This is a genomic window from Pseudomonas sp. NFACC14, from assembly GCF_900106885.1.
GTDB classification, from domain to species: Bacteria; Pseudomonadota; Gammaproteobacteria; order Pseudomonadales; family Pseudomonadaceae; genus Aquipseudomonas; species Aquipseudomonas fluorescens_AA.
In genome coordinates this window covers 1-16,152 of the sequence record NZ_FNOA01000026.1, presented here as the reverse complement: position 1 = coordinate 16,152, position 16,152 = coordinate 1, and the positions used below count along the sequence as shown (strand labels likewise).

Annotated in this window: 20 protein-coding genes; 6 read left to right on the top strand and 14 right to left on the bottom strand. The window is 61.5% G+C overall.

The genetic code is table 11. The annotated features are described in order from the left end of the window. Positions 1 to 105 precede the first annotated feature (105 nt). The 10 genes from BLU85_RS26215 to soxR form a co-directional block, all read right to left on the bottom strand. Entirely contained in the window at positions 106 to 999 is an 894-nt protein-coding gene (locus tag BLU85_RS26215) for a metal ABC transporter substrate-binding protein (protein WP_092204716.1), read from the bottom strand. Next, entirely contained in the window at positions 999 to 1,898 is a 900-nt protein-coding gene (locus BLU85_RS26210) for a metal ABC transporter permease (protein ID WP_092204717.1), read from the bottom strand. Before BLU85_RS26210 ends, BLU85_RS26215 begins: the two co-directional genes overlap by 1 nt. Next, positions 1,898 to 2,650 carry a metal ABC transporter ATP-binding protein gene (locus BLU85_RS26205; protein WP_092204718.1) on the bottom strand — a complete coding sequence of 251 codons (753 nt, stop codon included), beginning with the start codon at positions 2,648 to 2,650 and terminating at the stop codon, positions 1,898 to 1,900. Before BLU85_RS26205 ends, BLU85_RS26210 begins: the two co-directional genes overlap by 1 nt. After that, the gene (locus tag BLU85_RS26200) at positions 2,647 to 3,576 is read right to left on the bottom strand and encodes a metal ABC transporter solute-binding protein, Zn/Mn family (RefSeq protein WP_092204719.1); all 930 of its coding nucleotides are present in this window, start codon (positions 3,574 to 3,576) and stop codon (positions 2,647 to 2,649) included. The genes BLU85_RS26205 and BLU85_RS26200 overlap by 4 nt, the downstream gene beginning before the upstream one ends. A 35-nt stretch (positions 3,577 to 3,611) precedes the next feature. Then, positions 3,612 to 4,187, bottom strand: a complete 576-nt coding sequence (locus BLU85_RS26195) for a DUF6162 family protein (RefSeq protein WP_092204720.1) — start codon at positions 4,185 to 4,187, stop codon at positions 3,612 to 3,614. Then, on the bottom strand, positions 4,184 to 4,510 hold the full coding sequence (locus BLU85_RS26190) for a hypothetical protein (protein ID WP_092168700.1): 327 nt from the start codon (positions 4,508 to 4,510) through the stop codon (positions 4,184 to 4,186). Before BLU85_RS26190 ends, BLU85_RS26195 begins: the two co-directional genes overlap by 4 nt. After that, positions 4,507 to 5,052: a thiamine pyrophosphate-binding protein gene (locus BLU85_RS26185; RefSeq protein ID WP_092204721.1), complete on the bottom strand. Its 546-nt coding sequence runs from the start codon at positions 5,050 to 5,052 to the stop codon at positions 4,507 to 4,509. The genes BLU85_RS26190 and BLU85_RS26185 overlap by 4 nt, the downstream gene beginning before the upstream one ends. Continuing rightward, a complete protein-coding gene (locus tag BLU85_RS26180) occupies positions 5,049 to 6,263 on the bottom strand; it encodes a PepSY-associated TM helix domain-containing protein (protein ID WP_092204722.1) in 1,215 nt (404 codons plus the stop codon). Before BLU85_RS26180 ends, BLU85_RS26185 begins: the two co-directional genes overlap by 4 nt. A gap of 290 nt (positions 6,264 to 6,553) precedes the next feature. After that, entirely contained in the window at positions 6,554 to 7,015 is a 462-nt protein-coding gene (locus BLU85_RS26175) for a VOC family protein (protein WP_092204723.1), read from the bottom strand. Between the two features lie 105 nt (positions 7,016 to 7,120). Next, a complete protein-coding gene (gene soxR / locus BLU85_RS26170; RefSeq protein ID WP_092204724.1) occupies positions 7,121 to 7,573 on the bottom strand; it encodes a redox-sensitive transcriptional activator SoxR in 453 nt (150 codons plus the stop codon). 96 nt (positions 7,574 to 7,669) lie between these two features. Here soxR and BLU85_RS26165 point away from each other — a divergent pair, with 96 nt between their 5' ends. From BLU85_RS26165 to BLU85_RS26145, 5 genes are all read left to right on the top strand, one after another. Continuing rightward, positions 7,670 to 8,035: an antibiotic biosynthesis monooxygenase gene (locus BLU85_RS26165; RefSeq protein ID WP_060741364.1), complete on the top strand. Its 366-nt coding sequence runs from the start codon at positions 7,670 to 7,672 to the stop codon at positions 8,033 to 8,035. Between the two features lie 114 nt (positions 8,036 to 8,149). Next, on the top strand, positions 8,150 to 8,416 hold the full coding sequence (locus BLU85_RS26160; protein WP_053123631.1) for a hypothetical protein: 267 nt from the start codon (positions 8,150 to 8,152) through the stop codon (positions 8,414 to 8,416). A 104-nt stretch (positions 8,417 to 8,520) separates the two neighbouring features. Beyond that, positions 8,521 to 9,135, top strand: a complete 615-nt coding sequence (locus BLU85_RS26155) for a LysE family translocator (protein WP_092204725.1) — start codon at positions 8,521 to 8,523, stop codon at positions 9,133 to 9,135. 159 nt (positions 9,136 to 9,294) lie between these two features. After that, a complete protein-coding gene (locus BLU85_RS26150; protein ID WP_092204726.1) occupies positions 9,295 to 10,461 on the top strand; it encodes a cysteine desulfurase family protein in 1,167 nt (388 codons plus the stop codon). Between the two features lie 47 nt (positions 10,462 to 10,508). Next, positions 10,509 to 12,317 carry an aminopeptidase P family protein gene (locus BLU85_RS26145; protein WP_092204727.1) on the top strand — a complete coding sequence of 603 codons (1,809 nt, stop codon included), beginning with the start codon at positions 10,509 to 10,511 and terminating at the stop codon, positions 12,315 to 12,317. 9 nt (positions 12,318 to 12,326) lie between these two features. On the opposite strand, the gene BLU85_RS26140 is transcribed toward BLU85_RS26145, so the two are convergent. Together BLU85_RS26140 and BLU85_RS26135 are read right to left on the bottom strand one after the other, a co-directional pair. Beyond that, positions 12,327 to 12,917 (bottom strand): 2-hydroxychromene-2-carboxylate isomerase, encoded by a 591-nt coding sequence (locus BLU85_RS26140; protein ID WP_092204728.1) that lies wholly within the window; start codon positions 12,915 to 12,917, stop codon positions 12,327 to 12,329. A gap of 34 nt (positions 12,918 to 12,951) precedes the next feature. Then, the gene (locus BLU85_RS26135; protein ID WP_092204729.1) at positions 12,952 to 13,680 is read right to left on the bottom strand and encodes an SDR family oxidoreductase; all 729 of its coding nucleotides are present in this window, start codon (positions 13,678 to 13,680) and stop codon (positions 12,952 to 12,954) included. Positions 13,681 to 13,770: 90 nt separating this feature from the next. Here BLU85_RS26135 and BLU85_RS26130 point away from each other — a divergent pair, with 90 nt between their 5' ends. Next, complete coding sequence (locus BLU85_RS26130; RefSeq protein WP_092204730.1) at positions 13,771 to 14,340, top strand: TetR/AcrR family transcriptional regulator; 570 nt, start codon at positions 13,771 to 13,773, stop codon at positions 14,338 to 14,340. 6 nt (positions 14,341 to 14,346) lie between these two features. Here the strand turns inward: BLU85_RS26130 and BLU85_RS26125 are convergent, their stop codons facing one another. Together BLU85_RS26125 and rhtA are read right to left on the bottom strand one after the other, a co-directional pair. After that, complete coding sequence (locus BLU85_RS26125) at positions 14,347 to 14,628, bottom strand: hypothetical protein (protein WP_092204731.1); 282 nt, start codon at positions 14,626 to 14,628, stop codon at positions 14,347 to 14,349. A 167-nt stretch (positions 14,629 to 14,795) separates the two neighbouring features. Beyond that, positions 14,796 to 15,686, bottom strand: coding sequence for a threonine/homoserine exporter RhtA (gene rhtA, locus BLU85_RS26120; protein WP_092204732.1), 891 nt, complete (start codon positions 15,684 to 15,686; stop codon positions 14,796 to 14,798). Positions 15,687 to 16,152: the final 466 nt, after the last annotated feature.

Below are 16,152 nucleotides of genomic sequence, written 5' to 3'. Positions count from 1 at the left end.
CAAACTGTGGGAGCGAGCTTGCTCGCGATGACGGTGTGTCAGCCGACACCAATGTTGAATGTGCTGGCTTCATCGCGAGCAAGCTCGCTCCCACATGGATTGTTGTCAGCCTCCCGTCAGCGCGGTGACGACCAGCCCTGCATTACTCTCCAGCTCCGCCACCGGATCGGCGGCATCGGTGCTGAGCACCAGCAACTGGCTGCCGCCCTCGGCAATGGCTGCCTTCAGCGCATCCGAAGGCTGGCGATGATGGAGTACCAGCGCCACGTCGTTGTCCTTCAACGTCGTACTCAATTGCTTGAGGGTTTCGGCGGTCCATTCGGTATCAGGCCGGGTATCGGTGCTGATGGCGTCCAAGTTGAGCCCGCTGATCAGGTAGCCGAAATGCTCGCTCAGGCTGACCACGCTCAGGTTATCGGCGCTGGCGAGGCGTTTTTCGCTGTCGGCGCTGAGTTTGAGCAGGCGCTGCTTGAGTGCCGCCAGGTTGGCGTCGATTTTCGGTTTGTCCGCCGGGGCCAGGCGCACCAGGTCGGCGGCGATCACGTCGGCCATGCGCCCCAGGTTATGGCTGGCCATCCACGGCTGGCTTGCCAGGCCGTCGGCCATGCCCGGTTGCACGGCGATACCGGGAAGGGCGCCGTCCACCGGGCGCGCGGCATCGACTTCGACGATGCGGATATTGCTGCGTCGGGCCATGGGGAACAGCGGATCGTCCGGCCATAGCGAGCGCAGGCCGATCACCCCGTCGGCAGCGCTGGCCAGTTTGCTCAAGGCCGGCGCGCCACGACCGCTGAAGTAGGCACTCTGGCGGGTGCCAGGCAGATTGGCGGGCGCGGCCCGTTCCAGACTGACCTCGGTGCCCTTGAGCAACGCTTCGCCCAATCCATAGGTGACTGGCAGCGATGCCAGCAGATGAACCTTTTCGCCGGCGAATGACGAGGTGACGGCCACGCCGCACAACGCGACGGCCAGGATCAGTTGTCGCAATGAAAAAACCATTATCCAAGATTCCCTTTGAGGCTGGGGACGACACCGCGGGCGATGGCGCTCAGGGCGAAGGCGATGCCGGCCATCAGGATGATCGCGGCGCCGGACGGGATCGGCAGGTCGAACACAATCGGCGCGAGGATCCCGCACAAAGTGCTGACGGTGGCGATCAGCACCGAACACCAGAAAAAGCCTTTCAATGATTGACTGAGCAAGCGCGCCGCCGCGGCGGGAATCACCAGCAACGCGCCCACCAGAATGGCGCCGATGACTTTCACCGCCGCCACGGTGATCAACGTCACCAGGACCACGAACAGGTAGTCCAGGGTCTTGACCGCCACCCCACGCACCGCCGCCAGTTGCGGGTTGAAACTGGCGAGCATGATGCGGTTGTACAGCGGCAAGGCCAGGGCCATCACCAGCGAGCCGACCACCGCCAGCACCAGCAGGTCATTGCCATTGACCGTCAGCACCGAGCCGAACAATACGTTTTCCAGGATGTGCACATTGATCTTGCCCGCCAGGATCAACAGCAGGCTGGCGCCCAGGGCCAGGGAGACGGACAGGAAGACGCCGATCAGCGTGTCGGGCGCCAGGCCGGTGCGGTTGCGCAGGTAATTGAGCAGGATGCCGAACAACAGGCAGTAGCCGAACAGGCTGCCGTAAGGCCCGGTGTAGGGTTCGCCGAGCAGGATGCCGATGGCCACGCCGGTGAGCGCCGCATGGCCCACTGCCTCGGAGAAAAACGCGAAGCGCTTGACCACCACCAGCGTGCCGAGGCCGCCCAGCACCGGGCCGATCAACAGCCCGGCCAACAGCGCATTGACCACGAACCCATAGGCCAGCGCTTCAGGCAGGTAACCGGCCGAGGCCCAGCCCTGGACCATCAAGCGAAAGGCTTCATAACTCATCAGGCCGCGCTCCCGTTCGTGCGTGGATGGGTGGAAAACAGCGTCAGCAGCCGTTCCGGGGTCAAGGTCTGGCGTGGCGGGCCGTCGAACAGCACGCGGCGATTCAGGCCGGTGACACGGTCGGCCAGGCGCCCGACGGCTTCCAGGTCATGTTCGATCCACAGCACGGTGATCCCGGCCTGGCGCCAGTCCTGCAGCAGCCGTTCGAACACCTGGATACCGGCCTCGTCCAGGGCCGACATCGGTTCATCCAGCACCAGCAACTGCGGCGAGGGAATCAGCCCCTGTGCCAGCAACACCCGCTGGCGCTCGCCGCCGGACAGCGCGCCCATGCGCCGCTTGCGCTTGTCCTGCATGCCGACCCGCTCCAGGGCGTGGCCGATGGCGCCGGCGTAATGCTTGCTCAGGCCGAGAAAGGCCGGCCGCCGCTGACACATCGCCGCCATGAAATCGTCCACGGTCATGGGCAGGCCCCGGTCGAATTCCAGCGCCTGGGGTACGTAGCCGATCACCCCGGGGTCGCCCGGCCATTGCAGGCTCAGGCGTCCCTGGTGTGGCATCTGCCCCAGCAAGGTCTTGATCAGCGAACTCTTGCCGCCGCCATTGGGACCGACCAGGGCATGTATGCTGCCGGGCTCCACCTGAAAGGCCACGTTGTCGAGAATGGTGGTGCGGCCCAGGTTCAGGCTGACCTCGGCGAACTCGATCAAGGGACCGACGCGTTGCAGGGTGAGAGGTTCCTGGATGGTCATGCGCCGGACTCCTGGATCGCCCGGACCACGGTGTCGAGGTTGCCGGTCATTTCCTTTTCGTACTTCTCGGCGCTGTAGTCGCCGTAGGAAATGTGCGAGAGCGGGTACAGCTTCACGCCCGATTCACGCTGGATGGTGTCGACGTAGGTGGAGGGAAAATCCATCTCCGAGAAGATCACCTTCACGTCCAGCTCCCGCAGTTGGTCGATGGTTTTCTTCAATTGGCTGGGGCTCGGTTCGATGCCATGGGCCGGCTCGACCACGGCGGTCACTTCCAGGCCGAATTCGCGCAACAGGTAGTCGTAGGCGGCGTGCACCGTGGCGACGCGCAATTCGGCATTGGGGGCCTGGGTCAGCTTCGCCAGGGCGGCGGCGCGCATCTGCCGCAGGCGCTTGCCATAGGCGCGGGCGTTCTGGGTATAGGCCTTGGCGTTGTCCGGGTCGAGCTTGCCCAGTTCCCGGGCGATGTTATTGACCTGGGCGATGGAGGCACTGATGGACAGGAAGGTGTGCGGGTTCACGACCTTGCCCGCGCCTCGCGCCGCCGTGCCGGTGGCGGCCAGCAGGGGCACGTTTTCGTTGGCCTCGATCACCTTCACGTCCGGGGTCTCACTGGCGGCGATCATGCGGTCGGCGAAGTCGTCATGGCCCACGCCGTTGAGCACGATCACGTCGAGGCCGCTGATGCGCTTGATGTCTTCGGCCCGTGGTTCATAGGCGTGGGGATTGAAACCGGCCGGGATCAGCGGCACGACCTCGGCCTTGTCGCCGACGATGTTGGCCACGTAGCTGTAATACGGGTGCAAGGTGATGCCAATGCGCAGGCGCTTGGCTGCTTCGGCGCTCACCGGCGAGGTGAACAGGCAGGCCAGCAGGCCGATCAACAGTAAGCGCAGCAAGGGTCGGCGTTGGGATGCAATAGGCATGGGCAAACGGTCTTCTCTCGAATGAGGGCGTGGGGTCAGTGCCGGTGCTGGCGGGTTACGCCGGCATCGAATTGCGCGACGATCTGTTGCCAGCCAGCGGCGGACAACGCCGCATCGTCCAGGGCGGTGGGCGTCGCGAGGCCAGTGCCGCGGTTGAGCCAGATGTCCGGAGCGGCGTCGGACGTTTCGCCGATGCGCATCAGAAATGAACCGGCCACCGACGGATTGGCACTGGCGCCGAAGTAGGCCTGGTCCCGCAGTTGTTGCCAGGCGTGGCCGCCCCGGCTGACAGAACTGGCGTCCTGGGCGAACGGCGCGAAGCCTTCTTCGGCCAGGGTTTGTGGGCTGGGCAGGGTGGGTTGGTCTTCGCGCAGCAAGCGGATTTCATCCAGGGTCACCCGCAGGTCGGCATAGATGCCTTGCTCGGCGGCGCTGAGGTCGCGGCGGGCGTCGAGCTGGTTCGAGGCCAGGTGAGGCGTGTCTTCGGCCTTGCCATGCCAGGCCACCACGGACCCGGCCACCAGCACGATGACCAGGCACAACAGCAACACATACAGGGTTTCATGGCCCGCGCCGGCGGGGCGGATGACTTGAGTCGTGGCGTTGCTCATGGGGCCTCGATGTCGGCTTGGTCGATTTCCACCACGTGGCCGGGGCCGGCGTCGAAGAGCACGTAGAATTCAGCGTTCGGTTTCTTGAAGGTCAGCTTCGAGTCGGCGCCGAGCTTGCCCGGGACGAGGATGGTTTCGTCATAACCGATCACGTCCAGGGTCACTCCGGGTGCACCGCTGCCGTCGGAAAAGCCACCGGTGCATTGGATCTGTTCGGCGTCGATGGCCTTGCACTCGCACATCGGGTTGTGGGCCAGGACGCTGGTGCTTGCGCCTGCGCAGAGCAACAGCGCCAGGCCCTTGGATAAAACGCGGAGGGTCATGGTTTGGTTCCTTGGTTCTTCAGCCAGGCGACGGTGGCCGGGGAGGCCTGGCTCAGGGGAATGAAGGCTTGATGCATCGAACCGTCCCAACCTTCGAGGGTTATCCACAGTTCGGCATCGGGCTGGGTCTTTGGCGGGACCGGCAACAAGGCGCCCATGCGATAGGGCGAGCCGAAGAAAATCACCCCGGCGGCCCGCAGGCTGCGGGGCTTGCCGATGCGCAAGTAGGTGGCCTTGACCTGGCCGATACAGCTCTGGCACAGGGCCGCGTTGAAGTGCTTCATCGGCCCGGCGGGCCCTTCGGTCCGTGGGGCTTCGTTGCGAAACTCCGCCAGGCGCAGGCTCCAGGGACCGACCTGGACTTCACCGACGTCCCGTTCGCCAAGCCCGGCATCGCCGCGGAACAGGGCGGCCTCGGAGAGGTATTTGGGCATGAATCCCAGGGGAATCAGCAGCAACAGGACGTTGAGATGGAAGCGCCATTTATGCCAGAACAGGCTCAGGCGTGACGGTGATGATGAAGCGGTATTGGACGGGTTCACAGGCTGCCCTCCGACGATTCACGGTGGACGGACGGCTGCAGTGCCTGCGCGATTCGGGCGCCACGGGTGGGTTTCTGGCTACGCTTGAAGGCATTGGCGGTGGCCAGGGCCGTGCGTTTGGTCCAGATCAGCAGCCCGCTGAGGACCATCATGCTCAGGATCAGACCGAAGAAAAACCAGATGAGCTTGATCCAGAGTCCGCCGAAGTCCCCGGTGTGCAAGGGCCGCATGGATTCGGTGACGAACTCCAGGGTCGTGCGGTCCGACAGCAACCGGGAGGCGGCCACGTCGCCGTTGTAGGGGTTGATGGTGGCAGTCTGGAACATCAGCGGATACCAGCCGCGGCCACCGATTTCCAGATGGCTGTAGGCATTGCCGGGCAGGCTGATGAAACTCGCTTCCAGTCCCGGGATGCGTTGCTGGGCGATTTCGATGGCCCGGTCCAGGTTCAACTGCGGTGGTGCCTGGCCATCAACGGACAACGGCACGTTTTCACGGGCCACCACCGGGATGACCGGTTCGCTGGAAATGGAGATCTGGTTGTCGCCCAGCAGGGCCTGGATCAGGAACCAGGTGCCGGTGACGGAGATGACCGCGATGAACCAGATCGACCAGATCCCGCTGAGCCGGTGGAAATCACCCCAGAAAATCCGTGCGCCGTGGCGAATCCGCAGGGTCGGACGGAGGAAGCCTTTCCAGAAACGCTTGTAGACCACCAGCCCGGTCACCAGGGATGCGAGCAAGGGCAGGCCCAGGAACGACACCAGGTACCAGCCCCAACTGTAGCCGTTGGTGAACGGCACCAGCCACCAGCCATGCAGCGCGCGGGTGAAGGCCTGGAAATTGAATGTCGGCGCCGAGCCCTGGATGACGCCGCTGTAAGGGTTGACGTAGACCGTGTCGGGGCGTCCGTCGGGGTAGGTCACGCCGACTTCCAGTGCAAAATGCGACTCGTCCGGACGGATGATGCTTTGCACCTGGGTTTGCGGCTGGGCCTGCTTGATCGCGGCGATCACCTGGTCATAGCTGAGCAGCGTGGCCTCGTCCGAGGGTTTGCTGGCCCGCATGTCGGGATTGGCCAGCCAGACGATCTCCTGGCTGACCACCGCCAGGGTGCCGGTGACGCAGACGATGAGCACGAAGAACCAGATGGGCAATGCCAGCCAGCTATGGACCAGGAACCAGAGTTTGGAGCGGGATTTCTTCGACATGATTGAACGTCTTGATTCGATGAAAGGTTCCGTATCACGGGCTTCGCAACACCCTGAACCCAAAAAGGCAGACCGTGGCTTTTGCCGACGCGGCCTGCTGCATCTAATTAAGACGAACGAGCGATCGTAATCCTGAAGGGGAAGATGAAAGAAAATGTTTCGCGTGGTAGGAGCTGCCGAAGGCTGCGATTTTTTGATCTTTCCCTTGGAATTCAAGTGTCAGGGAAAGATCGCAGCCTCGTTGCACTCGACAGCTCCACAGGACGCGAACCGGTGAGCGCGGGGGCAAATCAGCCTTGCCGTTGAAACATCTCCCTGGCCCGTTGCTCGATCTGGTCCTGGCTCAGGTCTTCCTTGTGCGTCGCGAGGAACCACAGATGCCCATAGGGATCCTTCAGGGTGCCGCTGCGATCTCCGTAGAACTGGTCCTTGACCTCGGAAATCACCGTGCCGCCGGCGGCAACGGCCTGGGCAAATGCGCTGTCCACGTCCTCGACATATAAATGCAGGCCGACCGATGGCGATTGGTCCGGGTTACTCAGGGGACCTTGATCGCAAGGCGTGCCAAGCATGATCGGATAACCGTTGATTCGCAGCTCGGCGTGCCCGATGCCCCCGTCGGGCATGGCCAGGCGCATGACCTCGGTGGCATTGAAGGCTTTTTTGTAGAAGTCGATGGCTTCGGCAGCTTTTTGAATGCCCAGGTAGGGCGTGATGTTATGGAAACCTTCGGGAATGGCATTGACGCCCATGACGTTTCTCCTTTTGTTATAGGGAGGCGAAGAGAGTCTTCGTCGATTTGCGCTCCTCCACTATAGGCCAGCGACCCTGGATGGACGCGAAGGCCGACGAACGCTTCAAGGCTGTTCCAGCAGGTGAGCTCCCGGCCCGCGTTGGCCCAGTACGTCGCCCTGATTGCGCAGCGGGCAAGCTTCCATCGACAGGCATCCGCAGCCGATGCAGCCATTGAGTCGATCACGTAGCGCCACCAATTGGTTGATGCGTTCGTCCAGGTCCCGGCTCCACTGCGCCGACAAGGTCTGCCAATCGGCGGCCGTCGGGGCGCGGTTGTCCGGCAGGTTGTTCAACGCCTCGCCGATTTCCGCCAACGGAATGCCCAGGCGCTGGGCGACCTTGATCAGTGCCACGCGACGCAATACCGCTCGTGGGTAACGACGTTGGTTACCCGGGTTGCGCGTGCTTTTGATCAGCCCCTTGGATTCGTAGAAGTGCAGGGCGGTGACCGTCACGCCGCTGCGGGCGGCCACTTGGCCGACGGTGAGTTCCTTGTGGATATCGATCTGCGCCATCGTTTCAATTCACCGCTTGACCTCAAGTTAACTAGAGGTTTTACCCTGCACGCCTTCGGATCGCAAGATTCGCCTGACCTGCATAGGGGACCTTTCATGCAATCGCCAAGGAACAATCGCAGTTTCACCCAACTGATGGAATTCGACATCGAACCTCAATGGCAGCAGGCGCTGGTAACCGCCTTGTCGGAACAGACCGAGCGCCTGGCCCGGGATCACCAGGGGTTCCTCAGTGCCAGTATCCAAGCCAGCGACGATGGTCGCCGCGTGCTCAACTATTTGCAGTGGCAGACCCGCGAGGCAGGCGAGGCGGCACTCCGAAGTGTCGAAAAGGGCGAGCAGGGTTTCTGGCGGCTGATCCAGGCTCACCGCGCCAAAGCCGTGACGTTCGCTTCGTTCCAGGTGCTCCGCAACATCGAGCGCAGCCTGGACAACGCGCTGCATTGCCAGTTGGTCGATTAAGCGCAACGGCTGATCCAGGCAGGCAATACCCACTATCGAGAGGGTTGATTTCTGCCGCACAGGACCGGCGGGTAGCCTTTGTTCATCGCCCAACTCCAACACCGGACACCCGCCATGAACCGTACCTTTGCCGTTTTGTTGCTCTTGACCGCCACCCTCCTGGGCGGCTGCGCCAGCTCTTCCCCGGAGCTGCGCCCCTACACCGCCGATGAGACCCGCGAGCTGGCCCTTGAAGCCTTGAATCGCCGTGGCCTTTCGTTCGAGGAATACCACGCGAAAAAAGCCGAGCTGCTTGGCTCGTCGCAGAAAAACGTGGGATTCGACGATCAGGGCCAGATGAGTGCCGAGCAGGTTGTGCAACAACCTGGCCGGTCTAGCTGAGGGGACTGTACCGCTCAAAGTTTTGCCCAACTGTCCGTGGGTTTGGGTCAGGACGTGGGGTAGGGTCATGACTTGACTGACCGCCCCTGATGGACTGACCTGACATGACCCTTTCGCTTGACCTGCTGCTGGGCTTCGCCCTGTTTGCCCTGGTGACCTCGATCACGCCAGGTCCTAACAACACCATGTTGCTGGCCTCGGGTGTGAATTTCGGTTTCAACCGCACCATCCCGCACATGCTGGGTATTACCTGCGGCTTCTTTTCCCTGGTGCTGGCGGTGGGCCTTGGCCTGGGCGCGGTATTCCAGACGTATCCACTGCTCTATACCGCGTTGCGCTACATCGGCGCGGCGTACCTGTTGTACCTGGCGTGGAAAATAGCCCACTCCGGCCCGGTTTCGGACAGCCAGCCGGGGAACAATACGCCGATCAGCTATTGGGGCGCCGCGGCGTTCCAATGGGTCAATCCCAAGGCCTGGATCATGGCCATCGGCGCCATCAGTACCTACACGCCACTGCAGGGTTATTTCTTCAATGTGCTGGTGATTGCGGCGGTGTTTGCCTTGATCAATCTGCCAAGCGTGAGCCTGTGGGTGGTGTGCGGCAGCCTGTTGCGCAACCTGTTGCGTGATCGTCGCTGGCTGCGCCTGTTCAACTGGGGCATGGCGCTGTTGTTGGTCGCTTCGATGTACCCCTTGTTGCTCGAAAGCATCCGTTGAGGGCTGAGCTTCGAGGCGATGCCTGCTAAGCTCGCTGTTCAGGAGCGTTCCTACGCACTTTTAAACGAAGTCCGACTTCTTTAAGGTTTACGATCAGGTATTGCTAGTCTCGAACCCAACGAGGTCGCCTGATCCCGGAGCAGGCTCTGCGAGTTCCCTATGAATAAACGTCCTTTGTATTTCGATTACGCCGCCACCACACCGGTGGATGAGCGGGTCATCCGGGTCATGGTCGAATGTCTGGGTTTTGACGGCAACTTCGGCAACCCGGCTTCCAGTTCCCATGCCTTCGGCCAGGAGGCCCGGCGCTCGGTGGAGCGTGCCCGCCAGCAGGTGGCGCAATTGGTGGGGGCCCAGCCCGAACAGATCGTCTGGACTTCCGGCGCCACCGAATCCAACAACCTCGCCCTCAAGGGTGTCGCCCAGGCACGCAGTGGGTCCGCCGGCCATGTCATCACCAGCCTGATCGAGCACAAGGCGATTCTCGATACAGCGCGCCAGCTCGAGGAAAGTGGCGTCGCGGTTACCTGGCTGGCGCCGGACGCCGAGGGCCTGATCAGCCCGCAAGCGGTTCGCCAGGCGTTGCGCGAGGACACGTTCCTGGTCTCGCTGATGCTGGTGAACAACGAGCTGGGCACCGTCAACGACATCATCGCCATTGGCGAGGTCGTTCGCGAGCACGGTGCGTTGTTCCATGTGGACGCGGCCCAGGGCGCAGGCAAGGTGCGGATCGACCTGTCTCGCTGGCCGGTGGACCTGATGTCTTTTTCCGCGCATAAAATCTACGGTCCCAAGGGCATCGGTGCGCTCTACGTCGGCGACCGTGCCCGGCCACGGCTAGCGGCGCAGATCCATGGCGGTGGACATGAGGGCGGTTTGCGCTCCGGAACCCTGGCGACCCACCAGATTGCAGCCATGGGCGCCGCATTTGAACTGGCAGCCGCGGCATTCGACGAAGAACTCGCTAAAATCGCCCGGTTGCGCAATCGTTTGCTCGAGCCGCTGCTGGCGTTGCCCGGTGTGCGTATTAACGGCAGTGCGAGCCGCCGGATTCCCCACACGCTGAGCCTGACGTTCAACGAAGGTGAGTTCAACCCGGCGACATTGGGCGCATCGATTGCATTTTCCGCGACCTCGGCCTGCAATTCGGCGCAAAACACTCCGTCCCACGTGCTGCTGGCCCTGGGGCACGATGCCCGTGCGGCCGGGCGGACCATTCGCTTGAGCCTGGGGCGCTTTACCACAGAGCAGGATATCGACGAGGCGGTGCGGCTGATCAAGGCGGCGTGCGCGGCTGCGCCGGCGTTCTGGGCCACGACCCCATAAGAGCCGGATTCGGCATCGAACAACAATATCAACGAGCAGGAGAAACAATGAGCACCGAGCCTTTGCCCCATGGACTGGTTCCCCAGCGCCTGGCCCGAATCCGCCAACTGATGAGCCGAGAGGGTATTCACGCGCTGCTGGTGCCGTCGGCCGACCCGCACCTGTCTGAATACCTGCCGGGTTATTGGCAGGGGCGGCAATGGTTGTCGGGGTTCCATGGTTCGGTGGGGACCTTGATCGTGACCGGCAGTTTCGCCGGCGTCTGGGCCGACAGCCGGTATTGGGAGCAGGCCACCAAGGAGCTGGAGGGCAGTGGTATCGAGCTGGTCAAACTGATTCCAGGCCAGCCCGGCCCCCTGGACTGGCTGGCCGAACAAACGCCTGAAGGCGCAGTGGTTGCGGTCGACGGTGCGGTCATGGCCGTGGCATCGGCCCGCACCTTGGGCGGCAAGCTCGCCGAACGCGGCGCGCGGTTACGCACCGACATCGACCTGCTCAAGGACGTCTGGACCGATCGCCCAGGTCTGCCGGATCAACCGGTCTACGCCCATTTGCCGCCCCAGGCGACCGTCAGCCGGGTCGAAAAACTCGCCAAGTTGCGCGAAGCCCTCCAGGAGCGTGGTGCCGACTGGCATTTCATCGCCACGCTGGATGACATTGCCTGGTTGTTCAACCTGCGTGGGGCAGATGTGTCGTTCAACCCCGTGTTCGTTTCCTTTGCCTTGATCAGCCAGCAGCAAGCAACGCTGTTCGTGGCCCTGGACAAGGTTGACGCAGCGCTGCGTGCGGTTCTGGAGCAGGACGGCGTGACCCTGCGCGATTACAGCGAAGCTGCCGCCGCGTTGCGCGAAGTGCCGGACGGCGCGAATCTGCAGGTCGACCCAGCGCGGGTGACGGTCGGCTTGCTGGATAACCTGGGCAGTGGCGTGAAGCTGATCGAAGGTCTCAATCCAACGACGCTGGCCAAGTCCCGTAAAAGCCTGGCCGACGCCGAGCACATCCGTCGGGCCATGGAGCAGGACGGCGCGGCGCTCTGTGAATTCTTCGCCTGGCTGGAAGGGGCCTGGGGGCGCGAGCGCATCACCGAGTTGACCATCGACGAGCACCTGACTGCCGCCCGCACACGTCGGCCGGATTTCGTCTCCCTGAGCTTCAATACCATCGCCGCCTTTAACGCCAACGGCGCGATGCCCCATTACCATGCCACGCAAGAGGCCCATGCCGTCATCGAAGGTGATGGCCTGTTGCTGATCGATTCCGGAGGCCAGTACCTGGGAGGCACCACTGATATCACCCGCATGGTGCCGGTCGGAACACCCACCGCTGAGCAGAAACGTGACTGCACCCGTGTGCTCAAGGGGGTGATTGCCCTGTCTCGGGCCAAATTTCCGCGGGGCATTCTTTCGCCCTTGCTGGATGCCATCGCCCGTGCACCGATCTGGGCGGAGCAAGTCGATTACGGCCACGGCACCGGCCATGGTGTCGGCTATTTCCTCAATGTCCACGAAGGCCCGCAGGTGATTGCCTATCAAGCCGCTGCCGCGCCGCAAACGGCGATGCAGGCCGGCATGATCACCTCGATCGAACCGGGTACTTATCGTCCCGGCCGCTGGGGTGTGCGCATCGAGAACCTGGTGTTGAACCGCGAAGCCGGAAGCAGCGAGTTCGGCGAGTTCCTCGAGTTCGAAACCCTGACCTTGTGCCCGATCGACACCCGTTGCCTGGAGCCTTCGCTGCTGACCCAGGACGAAAAAGACTGGTTCAACGGCTACCACGCCGAGGTTCAGCGTCGATTGAGCCCGTTGCTGGACGGTGACGCACTGCAGTGGCTCAACACCCGGACGATGGCGATTTGAGGTAGAGGATCAGGCGAGGGCTTCACGGACGAAGTCCAGCCGATCCTGGCCGAAGAACAGCTCGTCGCCGACAAACATGCTCGGGGCACCGAACACGCCTCGTCCGATGGCGTCTTCGGTGGCGCTCTTGAGTGCTTGCTTGACCTGCTCGTCGCTCGTCAGGGCCAGCACATGGTCGGCGTCGAAACCGCCTTCGTTCAGGACGGCTGCGACAGTCTCGGGGTCATTGAGGTTGCGGGCGTCCACCCAAAAGGCGCGGAACAGGCAATCGACGAAGGCCTCGAAGCGCTCGGGATGGCGCAGTTGCATGGCGGTCACCGCGCGCATCAGCAGCAGTGTGTTGACGGGGAAGTAAGGATTGAACTGGAAGGCGACGCCGTAGCGCTTGGCGAAGCGATTCAGATCCTTGAACAGGTAAGGGGTCTTGGCTGGCACTGTCGCCGGTGATGCGTTGCCGGTTGCCTTGAAGACGCCGCCCAATAATATCGGACGATAGATCAACTGGCTGTTTGTCTGCGCACACAGCGCCGGCAACTGGGTATAGGCCAGGTACGTGGTCGGGCTGCCGAGATCGAAGTAGAACTCCACTGATTTGCTCATGGTATCTGCTCTCTTGTTGTTATGAGGGGAGGACTTACCAGCGTTCGTTCCAGGGGCGCAGGTCCAGCTCGAAGGTCCAGGCGTCGCGAGGTTGGCTGTGCAGATACCAGTAGCTGTCGGCGATGTGTTCAGGATTCAGGATGCCGTCCTGAACCTTGGTGGCATATTTTTCCGGGAAATGATCGCGGATGAAGTCGGTGTCGATGGCGCCATCCACCACCACATGGGCCACATGGATATTCAGCGGCCCCAGCTCTCGGGCCATGCTTTGTGCCAGTGCGCGGATGCCATGTTTGGCACCTGCGAACGCAGCGAACCCCGAAGCGCCGCGCAATCCCGCCGTTGCTCCGGTAAACAGGATGGTTCCGCATTGGCGCTTGACCATGCGCTTGGCCACTTCCCGTGCATTGAGAAAACCTGAGAAGCAGGCCATCTCCCAAATCTTGAAATACTTGCGTGCGGTTTCTTCGAGGATGCTGCAAGGAACGTTGGCGCCTATGTTGAACACAAAGGCCTCGATCGGGCCGATCTGGTTCTCGATTTGCTCGATGAGTGCGATCACATCGTCTTCTTTACGTGCATCACAGGCAAACCCGTGGGCTTCGCCGCCTTGGGCGCGGATTCCATCCACAAGCGGCTGGAGTTTGTCAGCGCTGCGACGGGTAACACAGGCCACGAAACCTTCCTGTGCAAAGCGTTTGGCAATCGCTCCGCCGGTGGCATCGCCCGCGCCAACAACCAGTACGACCTTCTTGTTATTCATGGTCAGCCTCATTGGTAAACGATCGTTAACTAAACGGACGTTATGCTAAGATCCGGCAAGCGTCAAGGTGAGCAATCAGGGGGCACGACCATGCGTTATTCAGCCAATCACAAAATGGAAACCCGCGAGAAACTACTGGCGAGCAGTGCCATGTCCGCCAAAAAATCCGGTTTCTCTACGGTCGGTGTCGATGGCCTGATGAAAGCGATCGGGTTGAGTGGCGGTGCGTTCTATAGCCACTTCTCGTCCAAGGATGAGCTTTTCAAGGCCATTGTTGAGCGGGAGTTGGCTCAAAGCCTGGATCGCTTGAGCGGCGACGGCGCCATGGACTCGATGAAACTGGAGCGCTGCCTCAAGCAGTACTTGAGCATGAGCCATGTCGAGCAGCCCGAGGCAGGGTGTGCGTTACCGGTACTGGGCGCTGAGATCGCACGATCGGACCTCCAGGTGAGGGAGGTGGCGCAAACGTGGATCTGTCGTCTGCACGAAAGCTGGGCGCGGATACTGGGAAGCGACAGCCTGGCCTGGACCATTCTGTCTCAATGCGTGGGGGCGTTGGTTGTCGCGCGGATGCTGGTCACACCGCAGATCCAGCGTGACGTCCTCAAGTCCAGCCATGAGGACATCAGTCGTCGAATCGCCGAACAGGGGCTCGGCTAAGCTGATCTATTTGCAGATGACGATCATGCTGCGACTGGTATAGCCGGCGGGATTGAGCCCGAAGGGATAATCCCCTGGTTCTTCGACGGCGTCGCCGGACTTGGCGATGACCTTGTAACTCTTGGGAGCACATGAATTGGCGGCACTGGCAGCGCACTGGTCCCAGGATGAGGACAGTCCGGAGCAGTTGATGTGCAGACCCTTTTTGCCGCGTTTGACTTCACTTTTCGATGTTGCCGCACAGCCCGCTACTGCAAGTACGGCGATCAGTATCAAAATTCGTTTCATTCCCGTCCTTATAACCGCCGCGGATCTTATGTCTGCGTGCGATCGTGTTCGCTCTTCTTGAAGCGTTCATGACGTCCTGTATGAAAAAATCCATGTCTGGCATTAGGTTACTGGCCTAAACATGGCCTAAATGCGCGGCAAATGCCAGACCTTCGTTAAATCCTGATTCAATCTACCGCGACAGCAGGCTTTGCGGTGCTGGCCATGGTCAGCGTTGCGCCCACCGACGCGAGGATGATGCAGGTAATGGCCATCCACTGGGCCAGGGACAGGTACTCCTGGAGAAAGACGAGCCCCGATAAGGCCGCGATGGCCGGTTCGACGCTCATCAAGGTGCCGAAGGTGCGGGCAGGCATTCGAGTCAGGGCGACCATTTCCAGCGTGTAGGGCAGGGCTGTGGACAGGATGGCGACGCCGATGGCGATTGGAATCAGGCTCGGTGTGAGCAGTGCGGCGCCTGCGTGGACAATGCCGATAGGCGCGACGAACAGGGCCGCGATCATGACTCCCAATGCGGCAGTCTGCACGCCATTGTCCGCTCCGGCTTTCTGACCGAACAGGATGTACAACGCCCAGCAGAAACCGGCACCCAGCGCGTAGCCGGCTCCAACCAGATCGATACCGGCACTGGTCGCGCCGGTCGGTATGAGCAGCAGCAGGCCAACCACCGCCAAGGCGATCCAGAGAAAGTCGATTGCCCGGCGCGAGGCGTAAATGGCGACTGCCAGAGGCCCGGTGAATTCCAATGCGACGGCAATGCCCAGTGGAACGGTGCGAACGGACATATAGAAGAGGAAGTTCATACCGCCTAGCGCCATACCGTAAACAATCACCGTGCGCAGGGATTGGCCGGTGAGCTTGGCGCGCCAGGGGCGGAGCATTAACAGCATGATGAGGCTGGCAAAAATGAGTCGCAGCGTCGTAGTGCCTTGTGCACCCACTACCGGGAACATGCTTTTGGCGAGGGAGGCTCCTGCTTGAATGGACGTCATGGCGATTAATAGCAAGGCAACCGGGTACAGAGTGGAGGCCAGGCTGCGATGTGGGGGGAGCGTCATTGCGAAGTGTCGTCCGGAATAAAGGCGAGGGAGGCTGCGTTGAGCAGTATATTGCGCATATGCAGCGATTCCGTCTACATACCGGGCATATTTAAGTGTCATGTCAGGCTATAGATAGAAAAATCAAATTAAGGGTTGACGGCAGATTCTGGAAGTCTATAATTCGCCCCACTTCCGGCGCAGTCGAAACGGAAAACTCCTTGAAATTCAACGAGTTAAGTAGGTTTCGACGATGCGGGGCTTCAGTTCATCGAAGTCCGGAAGGCGCAGATAGAGCAGTGTTGTTTGGCTCTATATGTGGTTCGATCCTCTCGGTCGAAAGCGGTGAAAAAGAGGTGTTGACAGCAGCGAGTAACGCTGTAGAATTCGCCTCCCGCTAACGAGAGATCGGAAGCGCAAGTGGTTGAAGTTGAAAAGGAAACTTTGAAAACTTCTGAAAATAACCGCTTGACAGATACACGGGGCG